The 19407-nt window shown below is 73.8% G+C and carries 21 protein-coding genes; 8 read left to right on the forward strand and 13 right to left on the reverse strand.

Going from position 1 to position 19407, the window contains the following annotated elements; genetic code table 11:
* Positions 1–24: 24 nt before the first annotated feature.
* The 8 genes from AC1MGR_RS01925 to AC1MGR_RS01960 form a co-directional block, all read right to left on the reverse strand.
* A complete protein-coding gene (locus AC1MGR_RS01925; RefSeq protein WP_480233477.1) occupies positions 25–1455 on the reverse strand; it encodes a hypothetical protein in 1431 nt (476 codons plus the stop codon).
* The gene (locus AC1MGR_RS01930) at positions 1449–2357 is read right to left on the reverse strand and encodes a tetratricopeptide repeat protein (protein WP_480233478.1); all 909 of its coding nucleotides are present in this window, start codon (positions 2355–2357) and stop codon (positions 1449–1451) included. Before AC1MGR_RS01930 ends, AC1MGR_RS01925 begins: the two co-directional genes overlap by 7 nt.
* Positions 2357–3298: a vWA domain-containing protein gene (locus AC1MGR_RS01935; protein ID WP_480233479.1), complete on the reverse strand. Its 942-nt coding sequence runs from the start codon at positions 3296–3298 to the stop codon at positions 2357–2359. The genes AC1MGR_RS01930 and AC1MGR_RS01935 overlap by 1 nt, the downstream gene beginning before the upstream one ends.
* Positions 3295–4305 (reverse strand): VWA domain-containing protein, encoded by a 1011-nt coding sequence (locus AC1MGR_RS01940; protein WP_108035998.1) that lies wholly within the window; start codon positions 4303–4305, stop codon positions 3295–3297. The genes AC1MGR_RS01935 and AC1MGR_RS01940 overlap by 4 nt, the downstream gene beginning before the upstream one ends.
* Before the next feature lie 33 nt (positions 4306–4338).
* Entirely contained in the window at positions 4339–4797 is a 459-nt protein-coding gene (locus AC1MGR_RS01945) for a DUF4381 family protein (RefSeq protein WP_480233480.1), read from the reverse strand.
* 102 nt (positions 4798–4899) lie between these two features.
* Positions 4900–5757 (reverse strand): DUF58 domain-containing protein, encoded by an 858-nt coding sequence (locus AC1MGR_RS01950; RefSeq protein WP_480234908.1) that lies wholly within the window; start codon positions 5755–5757, stop codon positions 4900–4902.
* Between the two features lie 107 nt (positions 5758–5864).
* Positions 5865–6875, reverse strand: coding sequence for an AAA family ATPase (locus AC1MGR_RS01955; RefSeq protein WP_480233481.1), 1011 nt, complete (start codon positions 6873–6875; stop codon positions 5865–5867).
* A gap of 311 nt (positions 6876–7186) precedes the next feature.
* Positions 7187–7414: a hypothetical protein gene (locus AC1MGR_RS01960; RefSeq protein WP_480233482.1), complete on the reverse strand. Its 228-nt coding sequence runs from the start codon at positions 7412–7414 to the stop codon at positions 7187–7189.
* Positions 7415–7577: 163 nt separating this feature from the next.
* On the opposite strand from AC1MGR_RS01960, the gene AC1MGR_RS01965 reads away from it, so the two are divergent.
* The 5 genes from AC1MGR_RS01965 (at position 7578) to AC1MGR_RS01985 (ending at position 12992) form a co-directional block, all read left to right on the forward strand.
* Positions 7578–8477, forward strand: a complete 900-nt coding sequence (locus tag AC1MGR_RS01965) for an alpha/beta fold hydrolase (RefSeq protein WP_480233483.1) — start codon at positions 7578–7580, stop codon at positions 8475–8477.
* Between the two features lie 355 nt (positions 8478–8832).
* The gene (locus tag AC1MGR_RS01970; RefSeq protein WP_108035874.1) at positions 8833–10524 is read left to right on the forward strand and encodes a methyl-accepting chemotaxis protein; all 1692 of its coding nucleotides are present in this window, start codon (positions 8833–8835) and stop codon (positions 10522–10524) included.
* A 159-nt stretch (positions 10525–10683) separates the two neighbouring features.
* Entirely contained in the window at positions 10684–11385 is a 702-nt protein-coding gene (locus tag AC1MGR_RS01975; RefSeq protein ID WP_108035876.1) for an orotate phosphoribosyltransferase, read from the forward strand.
* A gap of 51 nt (positions 11386–11436) precedes the next feature.
* Positions 11437–12153, forward strand: coding sequence for an MgtC/SapB family protein (locus tag AC1MGR_RS01980; RefSeq protein WP_108035878.1), 717 nt, complete (start codon positions 11437–11439; stop codon positions 12151–12153).
* 155 nt (positions 12154–12308) lie between these two features.
* Positions 12309–12992, forward strand: a complete 684-nt coding sequence (locus AC1MGR_RS01985; protein ID WP_480233484.1) for an SDR family oxidoreductase — start codon at positions 12309–12311, stop codon at positions 12990–12992.
* 43 nt (positions 12993–13035) lie between these two features.
* Here AC1MGR_RS01985 and AC1MGR_RS01990 read toward each other — a convergent pair whose 3' ends face one another.
* Entirely contained in the window at positions 13036–13392 is a 357-nt protein-coding gene (locus AC1MGR_RS01990; protein ID WP_480233485.1) for a hypothetical protein, read from the reverse strand.
* A gap of 296 nt (positions 13393–13688) precedes the next feature.
* On the opposite strand from AC1MGR_RS01990, the gene AC1MGR_RS01995 reads away from it, so the two are divergent.
* Positions 13689–14561 carry a C40 family peptidase gene (locus tag AC1MGR_RS01995; protein WP_480233486.1) on the forward strand — a complete coding sequence of 291 codons (873 nt, stop codon included), beginning with the start codon at positions 13689–13691 and terminating at the stop codon, positions 14559–14561.
* Here AC1MGR_RS01995 and AC1MGR_RS02000 read toward each other — a convergent pair.
* The 4 genes from AC1MGR_RS02000 to AC1MGR_RS02015 are packed head-to-tail and all read right to left on the reverse strand — an operon-like array spanning position 14539 to position 17470.
* Complete coding sequence (locus tag AC1MGR_RS02000; protein ID WP_108035886.1) at positions 14539–15000, reverse strand: arsenate-mycothiol transferase ArsC; 462 nt, start codon at positions 14998–15000, stop codon at positions 14539–14541. The genes AC1MGR_RS01995 and AC1MGR_RS02000 overlap by 23 nt on opposite strands.
* A 40-nt stretch (positions 15001–15040) precedes the next feature.
* Complete coding sequence (locus AC1MGR_RS02005; RefSeq protein WP_480233487.1) at positions 15041–15613, reverse strand: UPF0262 family protein; 573 nt, start codon at positions 15611–15613, stop codon at positions 15041–15043.
* Positions 15614–15620: 7 nt separating this feature from the next.
* Positions 15621–16916: a histidinol dehydrogenase gene (gene hisD, locus AC1MGR_RS02010; RefSeq protein ID WP_480233488.1), complete on the reverse strand. Its 1296-nt coding sequence runs from the start codon at positions 16914–16916 to the stop codon at positions 15621–15623.
* Positions 16916–17470 (reverse strand): DUF2948 family protein, encoded by a 555-nt coding sequence (locus AC1MGR_RS02015; RefSeq protein ID WP_480233489.1) that lies wholly within the window; start codon positions 17468–17470, stop codon positions 16916–16918. Before AC1MGR_RS02015 ends, hisD begins: the two co-directional genes overlap by 1 nt.
* 367 nt (positions 17471–17837) lie before the next feature.
* Between AC1MGR_RS02015 and AC1MGR_RS02020 the strand changes: the two genes are divergently transcribed.
* Both AC1MGR_RS02020 and AC1MGR_RS02025 read left to right on the forward strand, forming a co-directional pair.
* Positions 17838–18908: a glycosyltransferase family 2 protein gene (locus AC1MGR_RS02020; RefSeq protein WP_480234909.1), complete on the forward strand. Its 1071-nt coding sequence runs from the start codon at positions 17838–17840 to the stop codon at positions 18906–18908.
* A 113-nt stretch (positions 18909–19021) separates the two neighbouring features.
* Entirely contained in the window at positions 19022–19363 is a 342-nt protein-coding gene (locus AC1MGR_RS02025; protein ID WP_480233490.1) for a hypothetical protein, read from the forward strand.
* Positions 19364–19407 lie beyond the last annotated feature (44 nt).

The raw sequence follows: 19407 nt of genomic DNA on the forward strand, positions 1-19407 counted from the left end.
GGGGCTCGGGGTGTCGTGGCGCGGTCAGGGTGCGGTCCGGGCCGGCCCGTCGAGGGGGGCGAGGCGCGAGGGCGCCTCCGTCGGCTGCGCTGGCGCAGCCACCGGCCGGTTCAGGGCCCGGGCCAGGCCGGGCAGGTCGGGGGCCGCGACGGTGCCGGGGCCGTACAGGTGGGCGTCGAGGGCGTCGAGGCCTGCGGCGATCTCCGGCCGGCCCCGCCAGGCCCGCGCGAGGTCGGGCTGCTCCAGGAGGACGGGGTCGAGATGGGTGCGGAAGGCCCGGGCATCCCGGGCCGAGGCGGCCCGGCCGAGGGCCCGGCGCGTCCGCGCGTCGAGGCGCCGCCGTCCGGAACGCCCGCCGGTGCCGAAGCCCAGCAGGGCGAGGCCGAGGCCGAAGGCGCCCAGGGCGGCCGTCGCCACCACGACGGGAGAGGCCGGCAGGACGGGTTTCGCCTCGTCGTCCCGGTCGGGCAGGCCCCCGCCGATCTGGCGGGCGGGGATCTCGGCCTCGCGCAGGGTGCGCGAGACGGTGTCGAACCACGGGATCACGATCGCGTCGAGGGGGATGATCTCCTCGATCGCCGGGCGCACGTCCCACTGGTAGGTTGCCCGCGCCACCGGGCCGGCGGGGGTGATGATCGTCTCGCGGGTCACCGGCCCCGCGAAGGTGAGGATGCCGCGCGTGCGCATCACCGGGCGGGGCGGCAGCCCCTCGGCGACCATGCCCTGGGCCTCCAAGGTGACGATGCGCCGGGTGGTCTCGCCGAGCTTCACCGTCTCGGGGTCGGGGCTCCAGGAATCCGTGATCGTCACGTCCTTGGCCGGCAGCCACCAGGGCTCCTTGGCGTCGGGGCCGCCCACCGGCTTCGTCCAGGTCGCGACGGGCAGGGTCACCGGAGCCGAGGGCACGTCGACGACGACCCGCTTGCCGCCGTCGTTGACGGTGAGGCGGTGCAGGAACGGATCGATGGTGAAGTCGCCCGGATGGTGCGGGAAGATCGCCACCACCCGGTCGAAGGCGATGGCCACCTGCCCGTCGGGCAGGCGGGTCTTCGACCAGGCGTCGCGGCCGAGCTGCGTCCAGCTGAAATTGGCGAGCGACGGCTGGATCACCTCCTCCAGCAGGATCGGCTGGCGATAGACCCCGTGGATGCGCAGCAGCACCATCTCGCGGGAGAACGGATCGGCGTTGCCGTTGCGCTCCGGGGTCACCGTGAGGGTGAGGTCGCCGGGGCCGATCTCGGCCCGGAGGGGGAGGGGGAGGAACAGAGCCAGGACCAGGGTGAGACACGCCGCAAAACCCCTCCCCCCTCCGCGGGGGAGGGGGGCCCGCGTCAGCGGGTCGGGAGAGGGGAGCGACGGTGCCGGAGAGGTCGTCCCCTCTCCCGCCTGCTCCGCAGGTACCCTCTCCCGCAGGGGGGAGAGGGATCGCGCGTCTCGATTCGGCAGGCTCACCATGGATTGCTCCCGCCGGGCACCGCTGTGCCGGCCTCGATGCGGGCCGCCTGTTCCGCTTTCAGGCGCAGCTTGAGATAGCGTCCGGGATCGTCCGGCAGAGTCTGCAGCCAGAGGCGGTCCGGGCGGATCTCGTGGGCCTCGAAGCTCTTCGTCACCCGGCGCACCTCCCGCTCGGGGGCCGCCGCGACCATGGCGGAGCCCGCCCCGGTACGGCCGCGTCCCGCCGCGTCGCTGGCCGAGCCGCGGGCCTCGCCCTTGCCGGAATCCACCGAGACCTGCTCGGCCTTGCCGCGCCGCGCGACCTTGCTGTTGCCCGGCGTCGAGGAGGTGGTGCCGCCCTCCTTGTTGCCGGCCAGGCCCTCGCCGCTGGAGGTGGCCTGGGTGTCGTCGTTGGGATCCTGGTTCGAGGTCTTGTTGTAGCGCGCGCCCACCGTGGCGGTGGCGTTGGCCACGCCGCCGCCCTTGCCGGGATCGCCGGCGCCCTCGTCCACGAGGCGGGCGATCAGCGAGCGGTTGGCCTGCGCGTCGGCATCGCGGGGGTTGTACTGGAGCGCGGCGTCGTAGGCGTCCAGCGCCCCCTGCAGGTCGCCGGATTTCGCCAGGGCGTTGCCGAGGTTGTAGGCGTTGCGCCGGCCGCCGTTGCGGAACAGGGCGGCGGCCTCGTCGTAGCGCCCCGCCTGGTAGAGGGCCGGGCCGCGCCAGGCCGGATCGTCGAGCACCCAGGCGGCGGCCCCGGGCAGGCCGGCTCCCAGCAGGGCGCGGCCGAGGCTGGTGCGGGGCTGCGCCGTCGCCGTGAGGGCCAGGATGCCGGCGCCCGCGAGCCCCAGGGCGGCGAGGCGGGCCCAGCGGGTCCAGTCGCGGGGGAGGGCGGGCCGGCGGTCGGACAGGACACCGAGGACCATCAGGCGCTCCTGCGGAACAGGACGAGGGCCGGCAGCAGGGCCAGCAGCACGAGCCAGCGCCCGAGATCGGCGAAGGCCAGGACGGTGTAGCCCCCGGCGGCGAGGTGCTGGGCCGTGCTGGCCCCCACTGCGTCGAGCACCGGGGCGGGGCTGTCGAGGAGGGCGAAGCGGCCCGCGCCGGCGTCGGCCAGGCGCTCGAGGGCGCCCCGGTCGGGCTTGGGCGAGCCCGCCGGCAGGCCGGGTCCGGCGGGCACGAACAGCCCGTGCAGGTGCCAGCCCTTGGCCCGGATCGCCGTGGCCTCGCGCAGGGCCGCGTCGCCGATGCCGTCGCCGTCGGTGACGAGGACCACGTCGCCCGCGATCACGCCGGCCTCCTCCAGTGTGCGGCGGGCCAGGGCGAGGCCGCGCTCGGGATGGGTGCCCCGGTCCGGCACGGTGTCGCCGTCGAGGGCGAAGAGGGTCGAGGACAGGGCGTCCCGGTCGGTGGTGGGCGGAGCGGCGAGATAGGCGTCGCCGGCATAGACCACCACGGCGACGCTGCGGGTGCCGGCGGCCTCCGCGACCCCCTGCGCCACCTGGCGCACGTCCTTGAGATGACCGCCCTCCGCGATGGAGCGCGACAGGTCGCATACCACCACGGTCGCGTCGAGGTTGCGGAAGGTGACGGCGTCCGGGCGCTCTACCGCCGGTCCGGTGAGGGCCAGGGCGACGAGTCCGGCCGTGATCGCCGCGGCGAGGTTCGCCTGCCGGCGTCCGCCGAGCACCGCGCCGCGCCGGGCCAGCAGGGCCATCAGCGGTGGATCGACGGTCCGGGTCCAGTCGCCGAGGGGCGCCGAGCGCCAGGCGGCGCGCAGCGCCAGGGCGGCCACGACGGGGATCGCCACCAGCCACCAGGGCCGCAGGACCGCGACGGTGTCGAGGGCTGTGTCGAGGAGGCTCATGCGGTTCGCCGCGACGCGAGGAGGCCAGCCGCGGCCAGGAAGGCGAGGGCGGCGGGCCAGGGCCAGAGGTCCTTGCGCAGGGGCACCGGCGGGGCCTTGGCGCGGCCGCCCTCGAGGGCGTCGATGGCCTCCGCCATGGCGATGAGGTCGTCGGTGGTCTTCACGCGGAACATCCGGCCGCCGGTGAGGTCCGCGATGTCCCGCAGGGTCTCGGTGTCGACGACGTCCTGCTCGCCCTCGGCGTTGGAGAGGTCGCGGGGGCCCAGGGCGATGGTGTGGACGCGGACGCCGAGCTCCTTGGCGAGGCCGGCCACGTCCCGGGGCGTGGTCTGGCCGGCATTGTTGGCGCCGTCGGTCATCAGGATCACCACCTTGGCGGTGGCGGCCGGCACGCCCTCGGCCTCCGGCCCCGCCGGGGTCAGGCGCTTGAGGGCGAGGCCGAGGCCGTCGCCGATGCCGGTGGAGCGGCCGACGAGGCCGATGGTCGCGTCGTCGAGGGCGCGGGCGACCGTGGCGGTGTCGAAGCTCGGGCTGGCGGCGACGTAGGATTCGTTGGCGAAGATGACGAGGCCGATGCGGTCGCCGGCCCGGCGGCGGATGAAGTCGGTGCCGACGCGCTTGACCGCGGCGAGGCGGGTCACGGTCTGGCCGTCGAGGGCGAAGTCGCGCCGCTCCATCGAGCCCGAGAGGTCCATCACCAGCATGATCTCGCGGCCCGAGGCCGGCAGGGCGGTGGCCGGCAGGACGAGGCGCGGTCCCGCCAGCGCGACCACCAGGGCGGTCCACAGGGTCCAGACCAGGAGGGTGCGGCCGCGACCGCGGGCCGCCACGCTGTCGCCCCGCGCGGCCTCGGCCACCAGGGAGGGCGGGACCCGCAGGGCGCCGCTCGCCCCCACCCGCTCGGGCGGCATCAGCCGGGCCGCCAGGAACGGCAGGGCCAGGAGCAGCAGGGCATAGGGGCTCGCGAGGTCGAAGGCCGAGGCCAGGGCGGTGAGCCAGTGGGGCAGGACGTCCGTCGGCAAGAATCCCGTCAGCATGGCTCAGGCCCCGATCCGGGCGAACAGCCGCGCCAGCTCGGCCTCCACCGGGCCGGCCTCGGGCGCGCCGCGCTGGTAGAGGCCCTCGGCGAAGATCCGGCCCGCGCCGGCGCTGAAGAAGGTGGTGGCGAAGAGCCGGTCGAGGGCGGCGGCCCAGGCGGCGCCCTGGGCGTCGGCCGCGGCGTCGCCCTGGAGGGTGCGGGCGAGGCGGCGCAGGAGCTGCGCCTGCGCCACCCGGCGGCGCTCCGGCGGCAGGGCGTTGGCGGCGGCGAGGTCGGCCAGGGCCGCGCGCCGGACCGAGCCGCGCCGGCGCGCCCGCAACAGGCGGAGCAGGCCGAGGACGAGGGCCGCCGTGAAGCCCAGCGCGATGGCGAGCATCACCGCCCCCTGCGCCCCGCCGGTCTCGGCGGGCAGGTGCAGGCCGCGCAGCTGGTCGAGGCCCGGCGGGGCGTCGGGCGTCACCGGGCCTCTCCCGGACGACGTGGCACCCGTGAGCTAGGTCCCGAAGAGTTCGGTCCCGAAGAGCTTGGTCCCGAAGAGATCGGTCGCGACGAGCTTGGCGCCCTACAGCATCGCATCGAGGCGCTCCATCAGCGGCGCGTAGGCCTCCGGGCCGGCCTCGACGTCGAGGCGCAGGCCTTCGATGCCGCGCTGGGCATAGGCGACGAGGCGGGCATCGGTGCCCGGGGCGGCCCGGTCGCCCCGGCTCGCCTGCACGGTGCCGCGCCGGCCGTCCGGCGTGGCGAAGGGGTAGAAGCCCGGGGGCCGGGCCCGCTCGAAGGCGTCGCTGACCAGGACGAGGCGGATCGACAGGCGCTCGGCCATGATCGTCAGCAGGGGCTCGAAATCCGGGCCCGGCGCGTCGAGGGCGCTGCCGATGACGAGGTGACCGCCCGAGGGCAGCAGGCTCTGGGCCAGCGTCAGGGCCGGCGCCAGGGGCGGGTCCGCGGCGGCCCCGTCGGCCAGGGCCCGGGCATGGGCCAGCGCCAGGGCGCCGGTGAGGGCGGTCATGGCCCGCTCGCCGCCGGCCGGGCGGACCACCACGGGCTCGCCGGCCCCCGCCGCCACGAGGCCGATGCGGCCGCCGTCGCCGACGATGCGCCAGCCGAGCAGGACCAGGGCCTCGGCCGCCGCCACCGAGCGCAGGGCGCGCCGGGTGCCGAACAGCATCGAGGGCCGGAGGTCGGCGAGGAGCACCACGGCCCGGTCGCGCTCGTCGTGATGGGTGCGCACGTGCAGGATGCCGGTGCGGGCGGTGGCGTTGCGGTCGATGTGCCGGCGGTCGTCGCCCTCGGACCAGAGGCGCACGTCGTCCGGCTCGGAGCCGCGCCCCCGCCGCCGGGTCACGATCCCGCCGGGCAGGCCCGCCAGGGTCCGGGTGGCCGGCCCGGAGCCGCGCCGGGCGAGATGGCGCAGGCCCATCAGCGCCTCGCCCGAGAGGTGGATGCCCGGCGCCATCAGCGGGTCGGTGTCCGGCAGGGGGGCTGCGGCTGCGGCGGGGGCCGGGCTCGGCACGGTCATGGTCGCGCTCAGAGGGCCCGCACCCGCTGGACGAGGCCGCGGATGATGCCCCGGGCCGTCTGGCCCTCGGCGGCGGCGCGCCAGGTCAGGCCGATGCGGTGGGCGAGGGCGTCGGCGGCGAGGTCCGCCACGTCCTCCGGGATGACGTGGTCGCGGCCGTGCAGGTAGGCCCGCGCCTTGCCGGCCAGCATCAGCGCCAGGGTGCCGCGCGGGGAGGCCGGGTGCTCGATGGCGGCGCGCAGGTCCGGGGCCGCCGCGTCGGTGCGGGTGCCGGCGACCAGCCGCACGAGATAGTCCTTGAGCGCCGGGGAGACGTAGACGTTGAGGGCGGCCTCCCGGGCGGCGCGGATCTCCGCCACGGAGAGCCGCACCGGCATCGCCTCCGCGTGGTGGTTGAGCTCGCCCTCCACGAGGTCGAGGATGCGGCGCTCGGCGGCCTCGTCCGGCATCTCCACCAGGACGTGGAGGAGGAAGCGGTCGAGCTGCGCCTCGGGCAGCGGGAAGGTGCCCGCGTGCTCGATCGGGTTCTGGGTCGCCACCACCATGAAGGGGTCGGGCAGGGCATGGGTGTGGCCCGAGACCGTGATCTGGCCCTCGGCCATGGCCTCGAGCAGGGCCGACTGGACCTTCGGCGGCGCGCGGTTCACCTCGTCGACGAGGACGAGGGAGTGGAACAGGGGGCCCGGCAGGAATTCGAAGTCGCCGGCATCCTGGCGCCAGACCGTGGTGCCGGTCAGGTCGGCGGGCATCAGGTCGGGGGTGCACTGGATGCGGGCGAAGCTGCCGTCGAGGCCGTCCGACAGGCGCTTGACCGCGCGGGTCTTGGCGAGGCCGGGGGCGCCCTCGATCAGGAGGTGGCCGCCGGTGAGGAGGCCGATGAGGAGGCGCTCGACCATCGCGTCGGCGCCGATGAGCCCGTGCAGAAGGCCGTCGCGGAGCGCGAGGATGCGGCCGCGCAGGGCGGCGTCCACGGGCGGGGCGCCGGTCGCCGGCCGTTCGGCGAGGGCCATGCCGCTCATGCGCAGGGGCTCGCGCCGGCCGGACGGAGCGCCCGGATCGTGTCAGGGGCAGGAACGGTGGGCCGGTCCATGCGCGTCTCCTCGGTGACATTTTTATGGTGCGGATTCTTGAGCGATCCGCAGCCTTCGGGTGTGCCCGCTGCGCGGGGCGGGCGTCAATCCCGCCCCGGCATCCGCGTGGCCGCAGGGCGTCCCCCGGGGCACCCGGTCCGGACACAACTTCGCAAGCCCGATATCGCTCGCAGGCCCGATCTGACTTGCAGGCCCGATCGCGTTGCCGAGTGCCGCCTCGTCTTCGAGCCCGGTCCCGCTCAGAGCTTCTTCGACATCGGGGCCGCGCCGTGTCCGGCCATGCCCTCGCAGCAGCAGGCGGCTTTCTTCGTCCGGGACGGCTTCATGGCGCCCGCCCGCATGTCCATCTTGCCCTTGCCGCACATCATGCCGGCGCCGCCTCCGCAGCACCCGGCGGCCTGGGCGGGGATGAGGCTGGCCAGGGCGAGGCCGGCGGCCAGGGCGAGGGCGGTCACACATGTCTGCATCGGGAAAAGTCCTGTCGGGAGGCGGGAAAGGCCTGTCGGGAGGAGAGGATGGGGCGGATCTAGTGGGAAAACCGTCCGCTTCCAGTCGGACCGGCGCCGTCCGCGACCGCGAACCGGCGCCCCGCCCCGCGCGTTCCCCCGGCCCCTCCCGGAGGTGCCGCCCGTGACCACCGATCTCTTCCCCCGCTTCGCCGCCCCGTGGATCGACATCCCGGCCGGCCGCTTCTTCGCCCGCATCGGCGGGCCGGAGGACGGGAGTCCGGTGCTGCTCCTCCACGGCTTCCCGCAGAGCCATGCCTGCTGGCACGGCATCGCGCCGGCCCTCGCCGAGCGGCATCGCGTGATCTGCCTCGACCTCAAGGGCTACGGCTGGTCGGCCGCCCCCGAGGGCGATCCGCGCCACGAGGCCTACGCCAAGCGGACCCTCGCGGCCGAGGTGGTGGCGGTGATGGAATCCCTCGGCCACGTCCATTTCGCCCTCGTGGGACACGACCGCGGCGCCCGCATCGGCTACCGCCTCGCCCTCGACGAGCCGGGGCGGATCGCCCGGCTGGCCCTCCTCGACATCCTGCCGACCCTGGTCCAGTGGGAGCGGATCGAGGCCAACCCGCGCAAGCCCTCGCACTGGCACTTCCTGGCCGAGGCCGCGCCGGGGCCGGAGCGGGCCATCGGCCGCGACCCGGACGCCTATTTCGAGGGGCTCCTGCGCGACTGGAGCGGGGACACGTCCCTCAAGGCCTTCGCGCCCGCCGCCCTGCATCTCTACCGGCAGGCCTGGGGCGTGCCCGAGCGCATCCACGCCTTCTGCGAGGATTACCGGGCGGGGGCCACCCGGGACCGGGAGGCCGACCTCGCGGACCTCGCCGCCGGGCGCCGGCTGGCCTGCCCGACCCTGATCCTCACCGGCGACAGCTACCTCGACCGCAGCACCGAGACGCCCCTGGCTGCCTGGCAGCGCACCTTCGCGCCGGGCGCCGTCGCCGCCGAGGTCACGTCCGGCCATTTCCTGGCCGAGGAGAACCCCGCCGCGACCCTGGCGGCCCTGCAAGCCTTCCTCGGGTGAGCCAGCGGGACGACCGGCAGAGCGTCGTATACGCCCTGCACCTGCGCTTCCCATGCGTGATCCTCGCCCGCGTTCGAGCCGTATTCCGTGGCCGTGGGAGATCGAGGGAAGGGTTTCGCGCACTCGGCCCGCCAGGATGCTCGGCGGGCTTCGGGGACATGACCGATGAGGGATCGTCCCGCCGGATCGGAAAGCTTCGGAATACAACCACGATGCCGCCGAATTTCCATCAGCGGCGGCAAAACCGGCATCCGTTAATCCTTATTTCAGCGCCTCATCACAGAAATGTGAGCACGACGCCGCGTCCTGAGAGACCGATCAAGGTCCCGCGCCGGCGCCGATCGAGGGGGCCTTCATGCGCGCGTTCAACAACCTCAAGCTTCTGGGAAAGCTCGCCGTCCCGAGCCTGATCCTGATCCTGGTGGCGATCGGACTGGTGGTCCTCGCGCGGGCCAACCTCGACACCCTGGGGCGGAACACCACCCAGATCGTCGATGTCCGGGCCGCCCGGCTCTCCGTGGCGCAGCAACTGGCCCTGGCCGTGGACGAGGCGGTGATCGCCGAGAAGAACACCATCATCGAGACCGACGACGCGCTGATGCAGAAGGACTTCGCCCATTACCAGGCGAGCCGCAAAGCCGCCCTCGAAGCCAGCGACCGCCTGCTCGCCCTGGCGGACACGCCCGAGCGCCGCGGCATCCTGCAGGGCGTGCACGGCGAGCTGGAGGCGTTCTTCGCCACCGCCGACCGCTCGATCGCCCTCGGCCTGCGCAACGAGAACGAGGCGGCCGCCCAGATCTCGAAGCGGGAGGTCCGCCCGGCCCGGCTCAAGATCGCCCAGAGCGTGGCGGCCCGCGTCGCCTCGAACCTGCGCGACCTCGAGGCCGCCAAGCAGGCGGCGACCGAGACGGCCGAGAGCGCCACGCGCACCCTCGTCGTCACCGCCGTCCTGGGCCTCGGCGTCGCGGTCGGCCTGCTCGCCCTGATCACCCTCTACGGCGTCACGCGTCCGCTCGCCGCCATGACGGCGGCGATGGGCCGCCTTGCGGCCGGCGACCTCGCCGTGGCGGTGTCGGGCACCGAGCGGCGGGACGAGGTCGGTCTCCTGGCCCGCGCGCTCCAGGTCTTCAAGGACAATGCCCTGGAGGCCCGGCGCCTCGCCGAGGCGCAGGCGGCCGAGGACGCGGCCAAGATGCGCCGGGCCCAGCGCCTCGACGCCCTGACCCGAGCCTTCGAGCGCAACGTCTCGATCCTGACCCAGGGCTTGGCGGGCGCCGCCACCGAGATGGAGGCCACGGCCCAGTCGATGAGCAGCGTCGCCGGCCAGACCAACCAGCAGACCGTGATCGTCGCGGGCGCCGCCGAGCAGACCTCCGCCAACGTCCAGACGGTGGCCGCGGCCAGCGAGGAGATGTCGGCCTCGGTGCAGGAGATCGTGAGCCAGGTCAGCCTGTCGGCCCGGATCGCCGACCAGGCCGTGGAGAATGCCCAGCGGACCGATGCCACCGTGCGCCGCCTCGCCGGCACCACCGAGCGCATCGGCGCCTTCGTCGAGGTGATCTCCAGCATCGCCGCGCAGACCAACCTGCTGGCGCTGAACGCCACCATCGAGGCGGCCCGGGCCGGGGAAGCCGGGCGCGGCTTCGCCGTGGTCGCCTCCGAGGTCAAGGAGCTCGCCGGCCAGACCGCCAAGGCCACGGGGGAGATCGGCGAGCGCATCACCGAGATCCGCACCGCGACCCAGGAGGCCGTCACCGACATCGAGGCCATCAGCCGGATCATCGCCGAGATGTCGCGCTACGCCGCCTCGATCGCCGCCGCCATGGAGGAGCAGGGGGCCGCCACCCAGGAGATCACCCGCAACGTGCAGGAGGCGGCGCGCGGCACCGAGGAGGTGACCACCAACATCGCCGGCGTGCGCGACGGCGCCGGCCAGACGGGGGCGGCCGCCTCGCAGGTGCTCAGCGCCGCCCAGGAGCTCGCCCGGCACTCCGAGAACCTGACCCGCGAGGTCGGCGGATTCCTCGCCGACGTGAAGGCGGCCTGAGGAGGGCTCGGGGGACGGCGCCCCTCTCCCGTCGATCTCCAGGGTTGACGCCCCTGGCGGTTGGCGGGAAGGAGAGCCCATCCTCCAGACGGATGCGCGGCCTCTCCCGGGAGCGGGACGGGACCGCGGCCGCCACCCGCACGAGAGCGAACCCCGCGCATGACGACCTCCTTCCTGCCGATCGACCGCGCCGTGATCGCCCGCGAGGCGGCCAAGATGCTCCTCGAGATCAAGGCGGTGCATTTCTACCAGGAGAAGCCCTTCACCTTCACCTCGGGCTGGGCGAGCCCGGTCTACATCGACTGCCGCAAGATCATCTCGTATCCGCGCCTGCGCTCCACCCTGAACGACTTCGCCGCCGCCACCATCGTGCGCGACATCGGCTACGAGTCGATCACCCACGTGGCCGGGGGCGAGACCGCCGGCATCCCCTTCGCCGCCTGGATCTCCGACCGGCTGATGCTGCCGATGCAGTACGTGCGCAAGAAGGCCAAGGGCTTCGGCCGCAACGCCCAGATCGAGGGCGAGGTGGTGGAGGGCGCCCGGACCCTGCTGGTGGAGGACCTCGCCACCGACGGGCGCAGCAAGGCGCTGTTCTGCAAGGCCCTGCGGGATGCCGGCGCCCAGGTCGACCACTGTTTCGTGATGTTCTTCTACGACATCTTCCCCAACAGCCGCGAACTCATGGCCGACCTCGGCATCCAGCTGCACTACCTCACCACCTGGTGGGACGTGCTGGCGGTGGCCAAGGAGAGCGGCCATTTCGATCCGAAGATCCTGGCCGAGGTCGAGAGCTTCCTGCACCAGCCCGCCCAATGGTCGGCGGCCCATGGCGGCATCTCCGACTATCCCCAGGCCTGAGCCCGGTCGCGCCGTCATGGTCCCGTCACGGGACCGCGGCAGGGCAGGCGGATGATTCCCTTCCTGTCCGGGCCGATGCCCGAAGCCGTCAATTCGGCGATCAGCCTCCTCGTCGCCTTCGGGCTCGGCACCCTGATCGGGGCCGAGCGCCAGTACCGGCAGCGCACGGCGGGCCTGCGCACCAACGTCCTGGTGGCGGTGGGGGCGGCCGCCTTCGTCGACCTCGGCATGCGCCTCGAAGGGGCGGCCGGCGGCACCCGCACCGTGGCCTACGTGATCTCGGGCGTCGGCTTCCTCGGCGCCGGCGTGATCATGAAGGAGGGCATGAACGTCCGCGGCCTCAACACCGCCGCGACCCTGTGGTGCTCGGCCGCCGTGGGCGCCTTCGCGGGGGCCGACTTTCCCCTGGAGGCGGCCTTCGTCACCGCCGCGGTGCTCGCCGGCAACACCCTGCTGCGGCCCCTCGTCAACGCCATCAACCGCGCGCCCATCGACGAGAGCCAGACCGAAGCGACCTACGAGGTCCAGGTGACGGTGCAGGCGGACGGCGCCGGCCCCGCCCGCGACCTCCTGGTCGAGCGCCTCGAGGCGGCGCAGTACCCCGTCGGCGGGATCGAGGTAGTGGAGCGCGGCGAGGACACCGTCGAGGTGGTGGCGACCCTGGTGGCGACGGCGGTGGCCGGCGCCGAGCTCGACGCCGTGGTGGCGGGCCTGGCCCGGATGCCCGGCATCGAGCACGCGACCTGGTCGGTGCAGACGGCGGATTGAGGCCCGCGCGGGTGCGCCCGCACACCTCGGCGCAGGGAGCCCGGATTGCCGGACCGGCGCATGCGTCCAACCTCCCCGGACAGGGACGGGCGGCGCTGCCCCCGGGCGCCAGGCCCTTCACGAACCACTTCCACGAACCAGGGACACGGATCACCATGGCATCCCAGAAGAACGCCCTCATCGTCGGGGCCTCCCGCGGCCTCGGCCTCGGCCTCGTCGAGACCTTCCTCCAGCGCGGCTGGCGGGTGACCGCGACCCAGCGCTCGGCCTCCCCGGGCCTCGCCGCGCTGGCCTCCGACGCCCTCACGGTCGAGACGGCCGACATCGACGACGATCGCGCGGTGTCCGCCCTGCACGCGCGCCTGGCGAGCCAGAGCTTCGACCTGATCTTCGTGGTGGCGGGCGTGGCCACCCAGGCCCACGAGCCGCTCCACCGGGTGCCGCGCGCGGTCGCCGCCCAGGTCTATCAGACCAATGCGATCAGCCCGGTGCGCTTCGCCGAGGCCTTCCTGGACCGGCTCGCCCCCCAGGGCCTCGTCGCCTTCATGAGCTCGATCCTCGGCAGCGTCGGCCTCAACGAATCCGGCGGCTGGGAGAATTACCGGGCGAGCAAGGCCGCCCTCAACACCCTGGTGCGCAGCTTCGAGATCCGCCACCGGGACGCCGGCTTCGGCGTGCTGCTGCTGCATCCGGGCTGGGTCCGCACCGAGATGGGCGGGGCCGATGCCGATATCGACGTGGCCACCAGCGTCACCGGCATGGCGGACGTGATCACGGCCCAGCTCGGACGGACCGGCACGGCCTATCTCGACTACACCGGCAAGACTTTGGATTGGTAGAACGGCGAAAGACCTGGGACCGGGGGAACGCCGGCCCTCTGGCTCAGGGGCGTCCGATCGGCGGACGTCCGCGCCGCTCGACCACCACCGGTGGCCGGGTCCGGCGCTCGACGATGACGGTGCGCGGCGCCCGGCTCGGGCTGGCGGCGGTGAGGATGCGCTCCGGCATCCGCTCGGAGACCCTGTCGGGCTTGGCCTCGGACCGGACCTTGGCGGCGGCGACGACGTGCTCGCGGACCGCCTCCGCCGGCAAGCCGATCAGCCCGGCGGCGATCTCCACCTGCTGCTCGATGTCGTCGGCGAGGTCCTGGGCCGCGGCAACGGCCTCGGGAATGGTCGGCGGCTCGCGCCGGACGCGGATCGGCGGGAGATCCTGGAAGGATTTCGAGGGCTTCTTCACGGCGCGACTCGCTTGGGGCATCACCGGACCATACGCGCGATCCGGCCATTTGTGCAGTGCACACTTGCGCGGGCGAGCCGCGCGTTCGGCGCATCGCGGCGGCGTGATGGATTTTCGATCAGCTCCCTTCGCGCGCCCGCGAGGGGCCTGCATCGACATCCTGCCCGGGTGTGAGGCGTCCTGCCGGGGGATTGGGCAGGTCCGGGCGTCGAAATGCCGCGTCCGCCCCGGAAGCCTCGGCGCTGTTGCGATGCGGTCGCCAGACGCCGATAGTCGGGGCGATGACAGGTGGGCCCATGGCGGATTCTCTCTTCGATCTCTCCGACCCGCGTCTCGTTCCGGCCCGGCCGGAGATCGCCGATGCACGCCTGCGCGGCCAGGTGGCGGCGGAGCGCTACGTCGTGGGCGAGGCGCGCTCGGTGGTGGTGCCAGCCGCCCCCTTGCGGAGGACGCCGCGCTTCGATGCCGGTCTCGAGACCGAGGCGGTGATGGGCGACGCGGTGACCGCCTACGGTGCGGAGGAAGGCTTCGCCTTCGTCCAGTTCGCCCATGACGGCTATGTCGGCTACCTGCCCGAGGCCGCCCTCGGGCCCGCGCAGGCGCCGACGCACCGCGTCACCGCCCTGCGCAGTTTCCTCTACCCCGGCCCCGACCTGAAGCAGCCCGCCAGCGGCTGGCTGACCCTGGGCGCCCGCCTCCGCCCGACGGAGACCCACGGCGACTATCTGCGGATCGCGGGCGGCTACGTCTATGCCGGGCACTGCGCGCCCCTCGACGCGGTCGAACCCGATTACGCCGCCACGGCCGAGCGCCTCGTCGGCACGCCCTATCTCTGGGGGGGTCGTACGAGCCTCGGCCTCGATTGCTCGGGCCTCGTCCAGCTCTGCCTCGCGCAGGCCGGGATCGCGGCGCCGCGGGACGCCGACCAGCAGGAGCGTGGGCTCGGCGAGGCCCTGCCCCTAAACTTCGACGGGCTGGAGCGCGGCGATCTCGTGTTCTGGCGCGGCCATGTCGGGCTGATGCTCGACGCCACCCGCCTCCTCCACGCCAACGGCCACCACATGGCGGTGGCGGTGGAGCCCCTCGCCGAAGCCGTCGCCCGCATCCGGGAGAAGAGCTACGGCCCGGTGACCTCGCTCCGGCGGCTCAGCCCTTCAGCCGCATCTTGATCCGGTAGACCAGGCCGTCGCGGACGTCGCGATAGGCGTCGAGGCGCTGCTCGCGGGTGCCGTCCTGGATGTTGGTCGGGTCGGGGGTCGGCCAGTACTCGACCTCGACCGCGTTGGTCCGGGTCAATTCCAGGGCGGCGTGGTGCGCCTCCGGCGCCAGGGTGACGATGAGGTCGAAGTTCAGACCCTCCCACTCCTCGAGTTGGGCCAGGGTGCGCGGCTTGTGGCGCGTCGCGTCGATGCCGATCTCGTCGAGGGCCGCCACCATGAAGGGGTCGGCCGGCTCTCCGGAGCGCACCCCGGCCGATTGCACATAGATCGACTTGCCGAAGTAATGGCGCGCGATGGCCTCCGCCGCGAGCGAGCGCACGGCGTTGAAGTTGCACATGAACAGGGCCGACTGCACGCGCGTCTTCTTCGGGCCGGTCGCGTCCGCCATCCGGTCGTCTCAGCCTCGCACTTCGAGAGGGGTCCCGGCTCTAAGCCTTCCAGTGCAAGGCGAAGACCAGGGTGAAAAGGCGGCGCGCGGTGTCGTGGTCGAGGTCGACCTTGCCCTCGAGGCGCTGGCGGAGCAGGTCGGACGCCTCGTTGTGCAGGCCGCGCCGGCCCATGTCGATCGCCTCGATCTGGGTCGGCGAGGCGGTGCGGATGGCGTTGTAGTAGCTCTCGCAGATCATCTCGTAGTCGCGGATCACCCGGCGGAACGGGGTCAGCGACAGGAGGTGGGTCATCACCGGCTCGCCGTCCTCCCGCTTGATGACGAGGGCGAGCTTGCTCTCCACCAGTCCGAGGGTGAGGGCGTAGGGGCCCTCGCGGCCGGGGACCGTGAAGCTGTTGTCCTCCAGGATATCGAAGATCGCGATGGCGCGCTCGTGCTCCTGATCCGGATTGCCCCGCCCGATCGACTCCTCGTCGAGGGTCACCACCGCGAGGCGATGCGGCGATTTCCCCTCCGCCGCCTTGCCCTCCGCCGCCCTGATCTCCGACGCCTTGGCCTCCGCCGCCTTGGCGTCCCGGGATTTCGCTTCGCTCGAATTGGCCGCGCCGGACATCAGGCCCTCACAGGTTGAGGCGGATCGCCACCGAGCGGGCGTGGCCCTCCAGGCCCTCCGACCGTCCGAGGGCGATGGCCGAGGGGCCCAGCGCCCGGAGGGCCGCCGGGTCGCAGCGCAGGATCGTGGTGCGCTTCATGAAGTCGAGGACGCCGAGCCCGGAGGAGAACCGCGCCGAGCGGGCGGTGGGCAGGACGTGGTTGGGGCCGCCGACATAGTCGCCGATGGCCTCCGGCGTGTGCGAGCCGAGGAAGATCGCTCCCGCATTGCGCACCCGGGCGGCCAGCGCCTCGGCGTCGACGGTCTCGATCTCCAGGTGCTCCGGCGCGAGGCGGTCCACCAGCGGCACCGCCTCGTCGAAGCTGCGCACCACCACGATGGCGCCGTAGTCTCGCCAGCTCGCCCGGGCGATCTCGGCCCGGGGCAGGGTGGTCAGGGCGCGCTCCACCGCCTCGGCGACGTTGTCGGCCAGGGTCTCGGAATCCGTGATGAGGATCGACTGGGCCGCCGCGTCGTGCTCGGCCTGGGCCAGGAGGTCGGCCGCCACCCAGTCGGGATTGGCATGCGCGTCGGCCAGGATCAGCACCTCGGACGGGCCGGCGATCATGTCGATGCCGACCTGCCCGAACACCCGGCGCTTGGCCGCCGCCACCCAGGCGTTGCCGGGGCCGACGATCTTGGCCACCGGCGCGATCGTGTCCGTGCCGTAGGCCAGGGCCGCCACCGCCTGGGCGCCGCCGACCCGGTAGACCTCGTCGACGCCGGCCAGGTGCGCGGCCGCGAGGACCAGCGGGTTCAGGGTGCCCTCCGGCATCGGCACCACCATCACGACGCGGGGCACCCCGGCGACGCGGGCGGGAATGGCGTTCATCAGCACCGAGGAGGGATAGCTCGCGGTGCCGCCGGGAACGTAGAGGCCGACGGATTCCAGCGCCGTCCAGCGCCAGCCGGCGGTGACCCCGAGGCTGTCGGTGGCCATGTGGTCGCCGGGCACCTGGGCGGCGTGGAACGCCTCGATGCGCTCGGCCGCGAAGCGCAGGGCCTCCAGGGCCTCGGCCGGGCAGGCCGCGAGGGCCGCCTCGATCTCGGCCGGGGTCACCCGCAGGGAGGCGACGGTGAAATCCTCGCCGAACCGGTCGAAGCGGCGGGTGTAGTCGACCAGCGCCGCGTCGCCGCCCGCGATCACGCCGGCGATGATGCCGCGCACGGTCTCGTCGACATCCTCCGAGATCTCGCGCTTGACGCTGAGCAGGCGCGCGAAGGCGGCCGCGAACGCTTCGTCGCGGGAATCGAGGCGGACCATCAGGCGTTTCCCTTGGGGGCGGTTCCCCCGGAGCCGTTGTCCCCGGAGAGGGTTTCCCGGGAGAGGTTTTCCCCGGAGAAGGTTTCCCGGGAGGGGTTTCCCGCGATCGCGGCGCGGCCGGCGGCCACGGCCTCGTGGTCGGGCCGCCCCTCCACCTCCCAGACCGGCCCGAGATCCTTGAGCTGCATCTCGATGCATTCGAGGTCCAGCTGGATCGCCGCGCCGCCGGCGAAGACCAGGGTGGCGGTGCCGGAGGGCGCCTCGGTGGGCGCGAAGGTGATGGCGAGGAGTTCGAGGGGAGCGTCCGATTCGGCCCCCGGCGTGATCCCGCGGCTGCGCACGCGCAGCACCCGGTCGAAATGCATCCCGGTCAGGCGGCGGCGCGGCGGGGCGCCCTCCTCGGCCGACCAGTCGAAGCGGCGCGCCACCAGGACGAAACGGTGCTGGCCCGCCAGATAGGCGAGGTCGCTCGCCTTCAGGATCGCGTCCTGCAGGTGAGCGGAGACGACCGCCAGGTCTTCGGCATCGAGGGCGGCGAGCCTGAGAAGCTCCATGATCGGGTGTCGCGCTCCTGTCGGCGGGCCGGCCCGGGCGCGGGCTCGACCCTTCAAGGGGATGGGAGCCGTAGGTAGCGAGGCGGCCCGCCCACGGCAACTGGCGGGCGGCATTCCAGGACCGGGACGTCATTCAGGATCCGGACAGCGAGACTCGGGCACAGCGAGGCTCAGCCACAGCGAGGCTCGGCCATTGTCGCCCCGGCCGAACCTGCTAGGGACCCGGCGCTGCGCCGGCCCCTTCCCCGGCGAACGGAGTCGTGACGTGTCGGCCGCATCCCTGTCTCCCTCCGGCCCGTCCCTCGCCGGCCCGTCCCTTCCCGGCGAGACCCGCCCGCCTTCCGAGGCCGTCGCCGCGGTCCGTGCCGTGGTCGCGATCCCGGTGCGCAACGAGGCCGAGCGCATCGCCGCCTGCCTCGGCGCCATCGACGCCCAGACCGGCCTGGCTCCGGGCAGCCTCGGGGTGGTCCTGTTCCTCAACAACTGCACCGATGCCACCGAGGCCATCGTCGCCGACCTCGTGCCGCGGATGTCGGTGCCGGTCCGGGTCACGCACGTGGACTATGCCGGGGCCCATGCGGGCTGGGCCCGGCGCGCGGCGATGGACCAGGCGGCCGACTGGCTCGGCGCCGAGGGCATGATCCTCTCGGGCATGATCCTCTCGACCGACGCCGACAGCCGGGTTCCGCCCGACTGGGTGGCGCGCAACCGGGCCGCCCTCGACCGCGGCGCCGACGCGGTGGCCGGCCGCATCCAGCTCGATCCGGACGAGCGGGCCCTGCTGCCGCCGTCCCTGCACTGGCGCGGCGACCGGGAGGACCTCTACAGCGATCTCCTGACCGAGGCCGAGGCGCGCATCGACCCCGATCCGCACGACCCCTGGCCCTGCCACCGCACCACCATCGGCGCCACCCTGAGCGTCAGCGTCGCGGCCTACCGGGCGGTGGGCGGCATGCCCGCCATCGCCCTGGGCGAGGACGGCGCCTTCGTGGCGCTGCTGCTGGCGCAGGGCCTGCACGTCCGGCACGACCCCTCCATCCTCGTCACGGTCTCGGGGCGGCTCGTGGGCCGGGCGCCGGGCGGCGTCGCAGACACCATCCGGGCGCGCTGCGAGAAGCCCGAGAGCCTGTGCGACGCCCGCCTCGAATCGGTGCCGCGGGCGCTCGTCCGCTACGCCTGGCGCCGCCGCCTGCGCCGGCTGCACGCGGCGGGCCGGCTCGGCACCGAGCGGGGCTGGGCCCGGGCCCTGCGGATCGCGGAAGCGGACGCCGCCCGCGTCGCGGCCCATCCCCTCGCCGGCCACGCCGTGGCCGAGGCCGAGCGCGCCAGCCCGCGCCTCGTCCATCGCCCCCTCGGGCCGCGGCAGCTGCCCGGGCAGATCCGGCTCGCCCGGGCCGTGCTTCCGCTGGTGCGTGTCCTCACGCGGTTCCTCGGCTGAATTTCTCGGCTGAAACGAGAGCCCGCGAAGGACGGCAGGCCCCTCAGGGAGCGTTCAGCCCGGACGCGCTAGATCGGACCGTGACGAGACGGCACATCCGAGGGGAGCCATCCATGACCCGCACGTCCAGGACGACCATCAAGACCACGATTCTCGCCTTCGCCACGGCGGCGACGCTCGGCACCGGCTTCGGAGCCTTCGAGGCGCGGGCGCAATACTACGGCGACGACGACCGGCCGCGCCGCTTCGAGCGCCGCTACGACGAGGATCGCTACGAGCGCCGGCGCTACGACGAGGACCGGTACGATCGCCGCCCCCGCGGCTACGGCGGCGGATTCGGGCGGCTCTGCCTGACCCAGCGCGGCAACTGCATCACCCGCCCGCAGCCCTACGGCTCGCGCTGCGGCTGCGACATCCCGGGCTTCGGCCGCAAGCACGGCGAGATCGGCGGCTGATCCGCCCGCGGCGCGCCGCCCCCGGAGGGCGGAGCGCCGCTGCC

Source organism: Methylobacterium sp. BI1 (assembly GCF_056680125.1).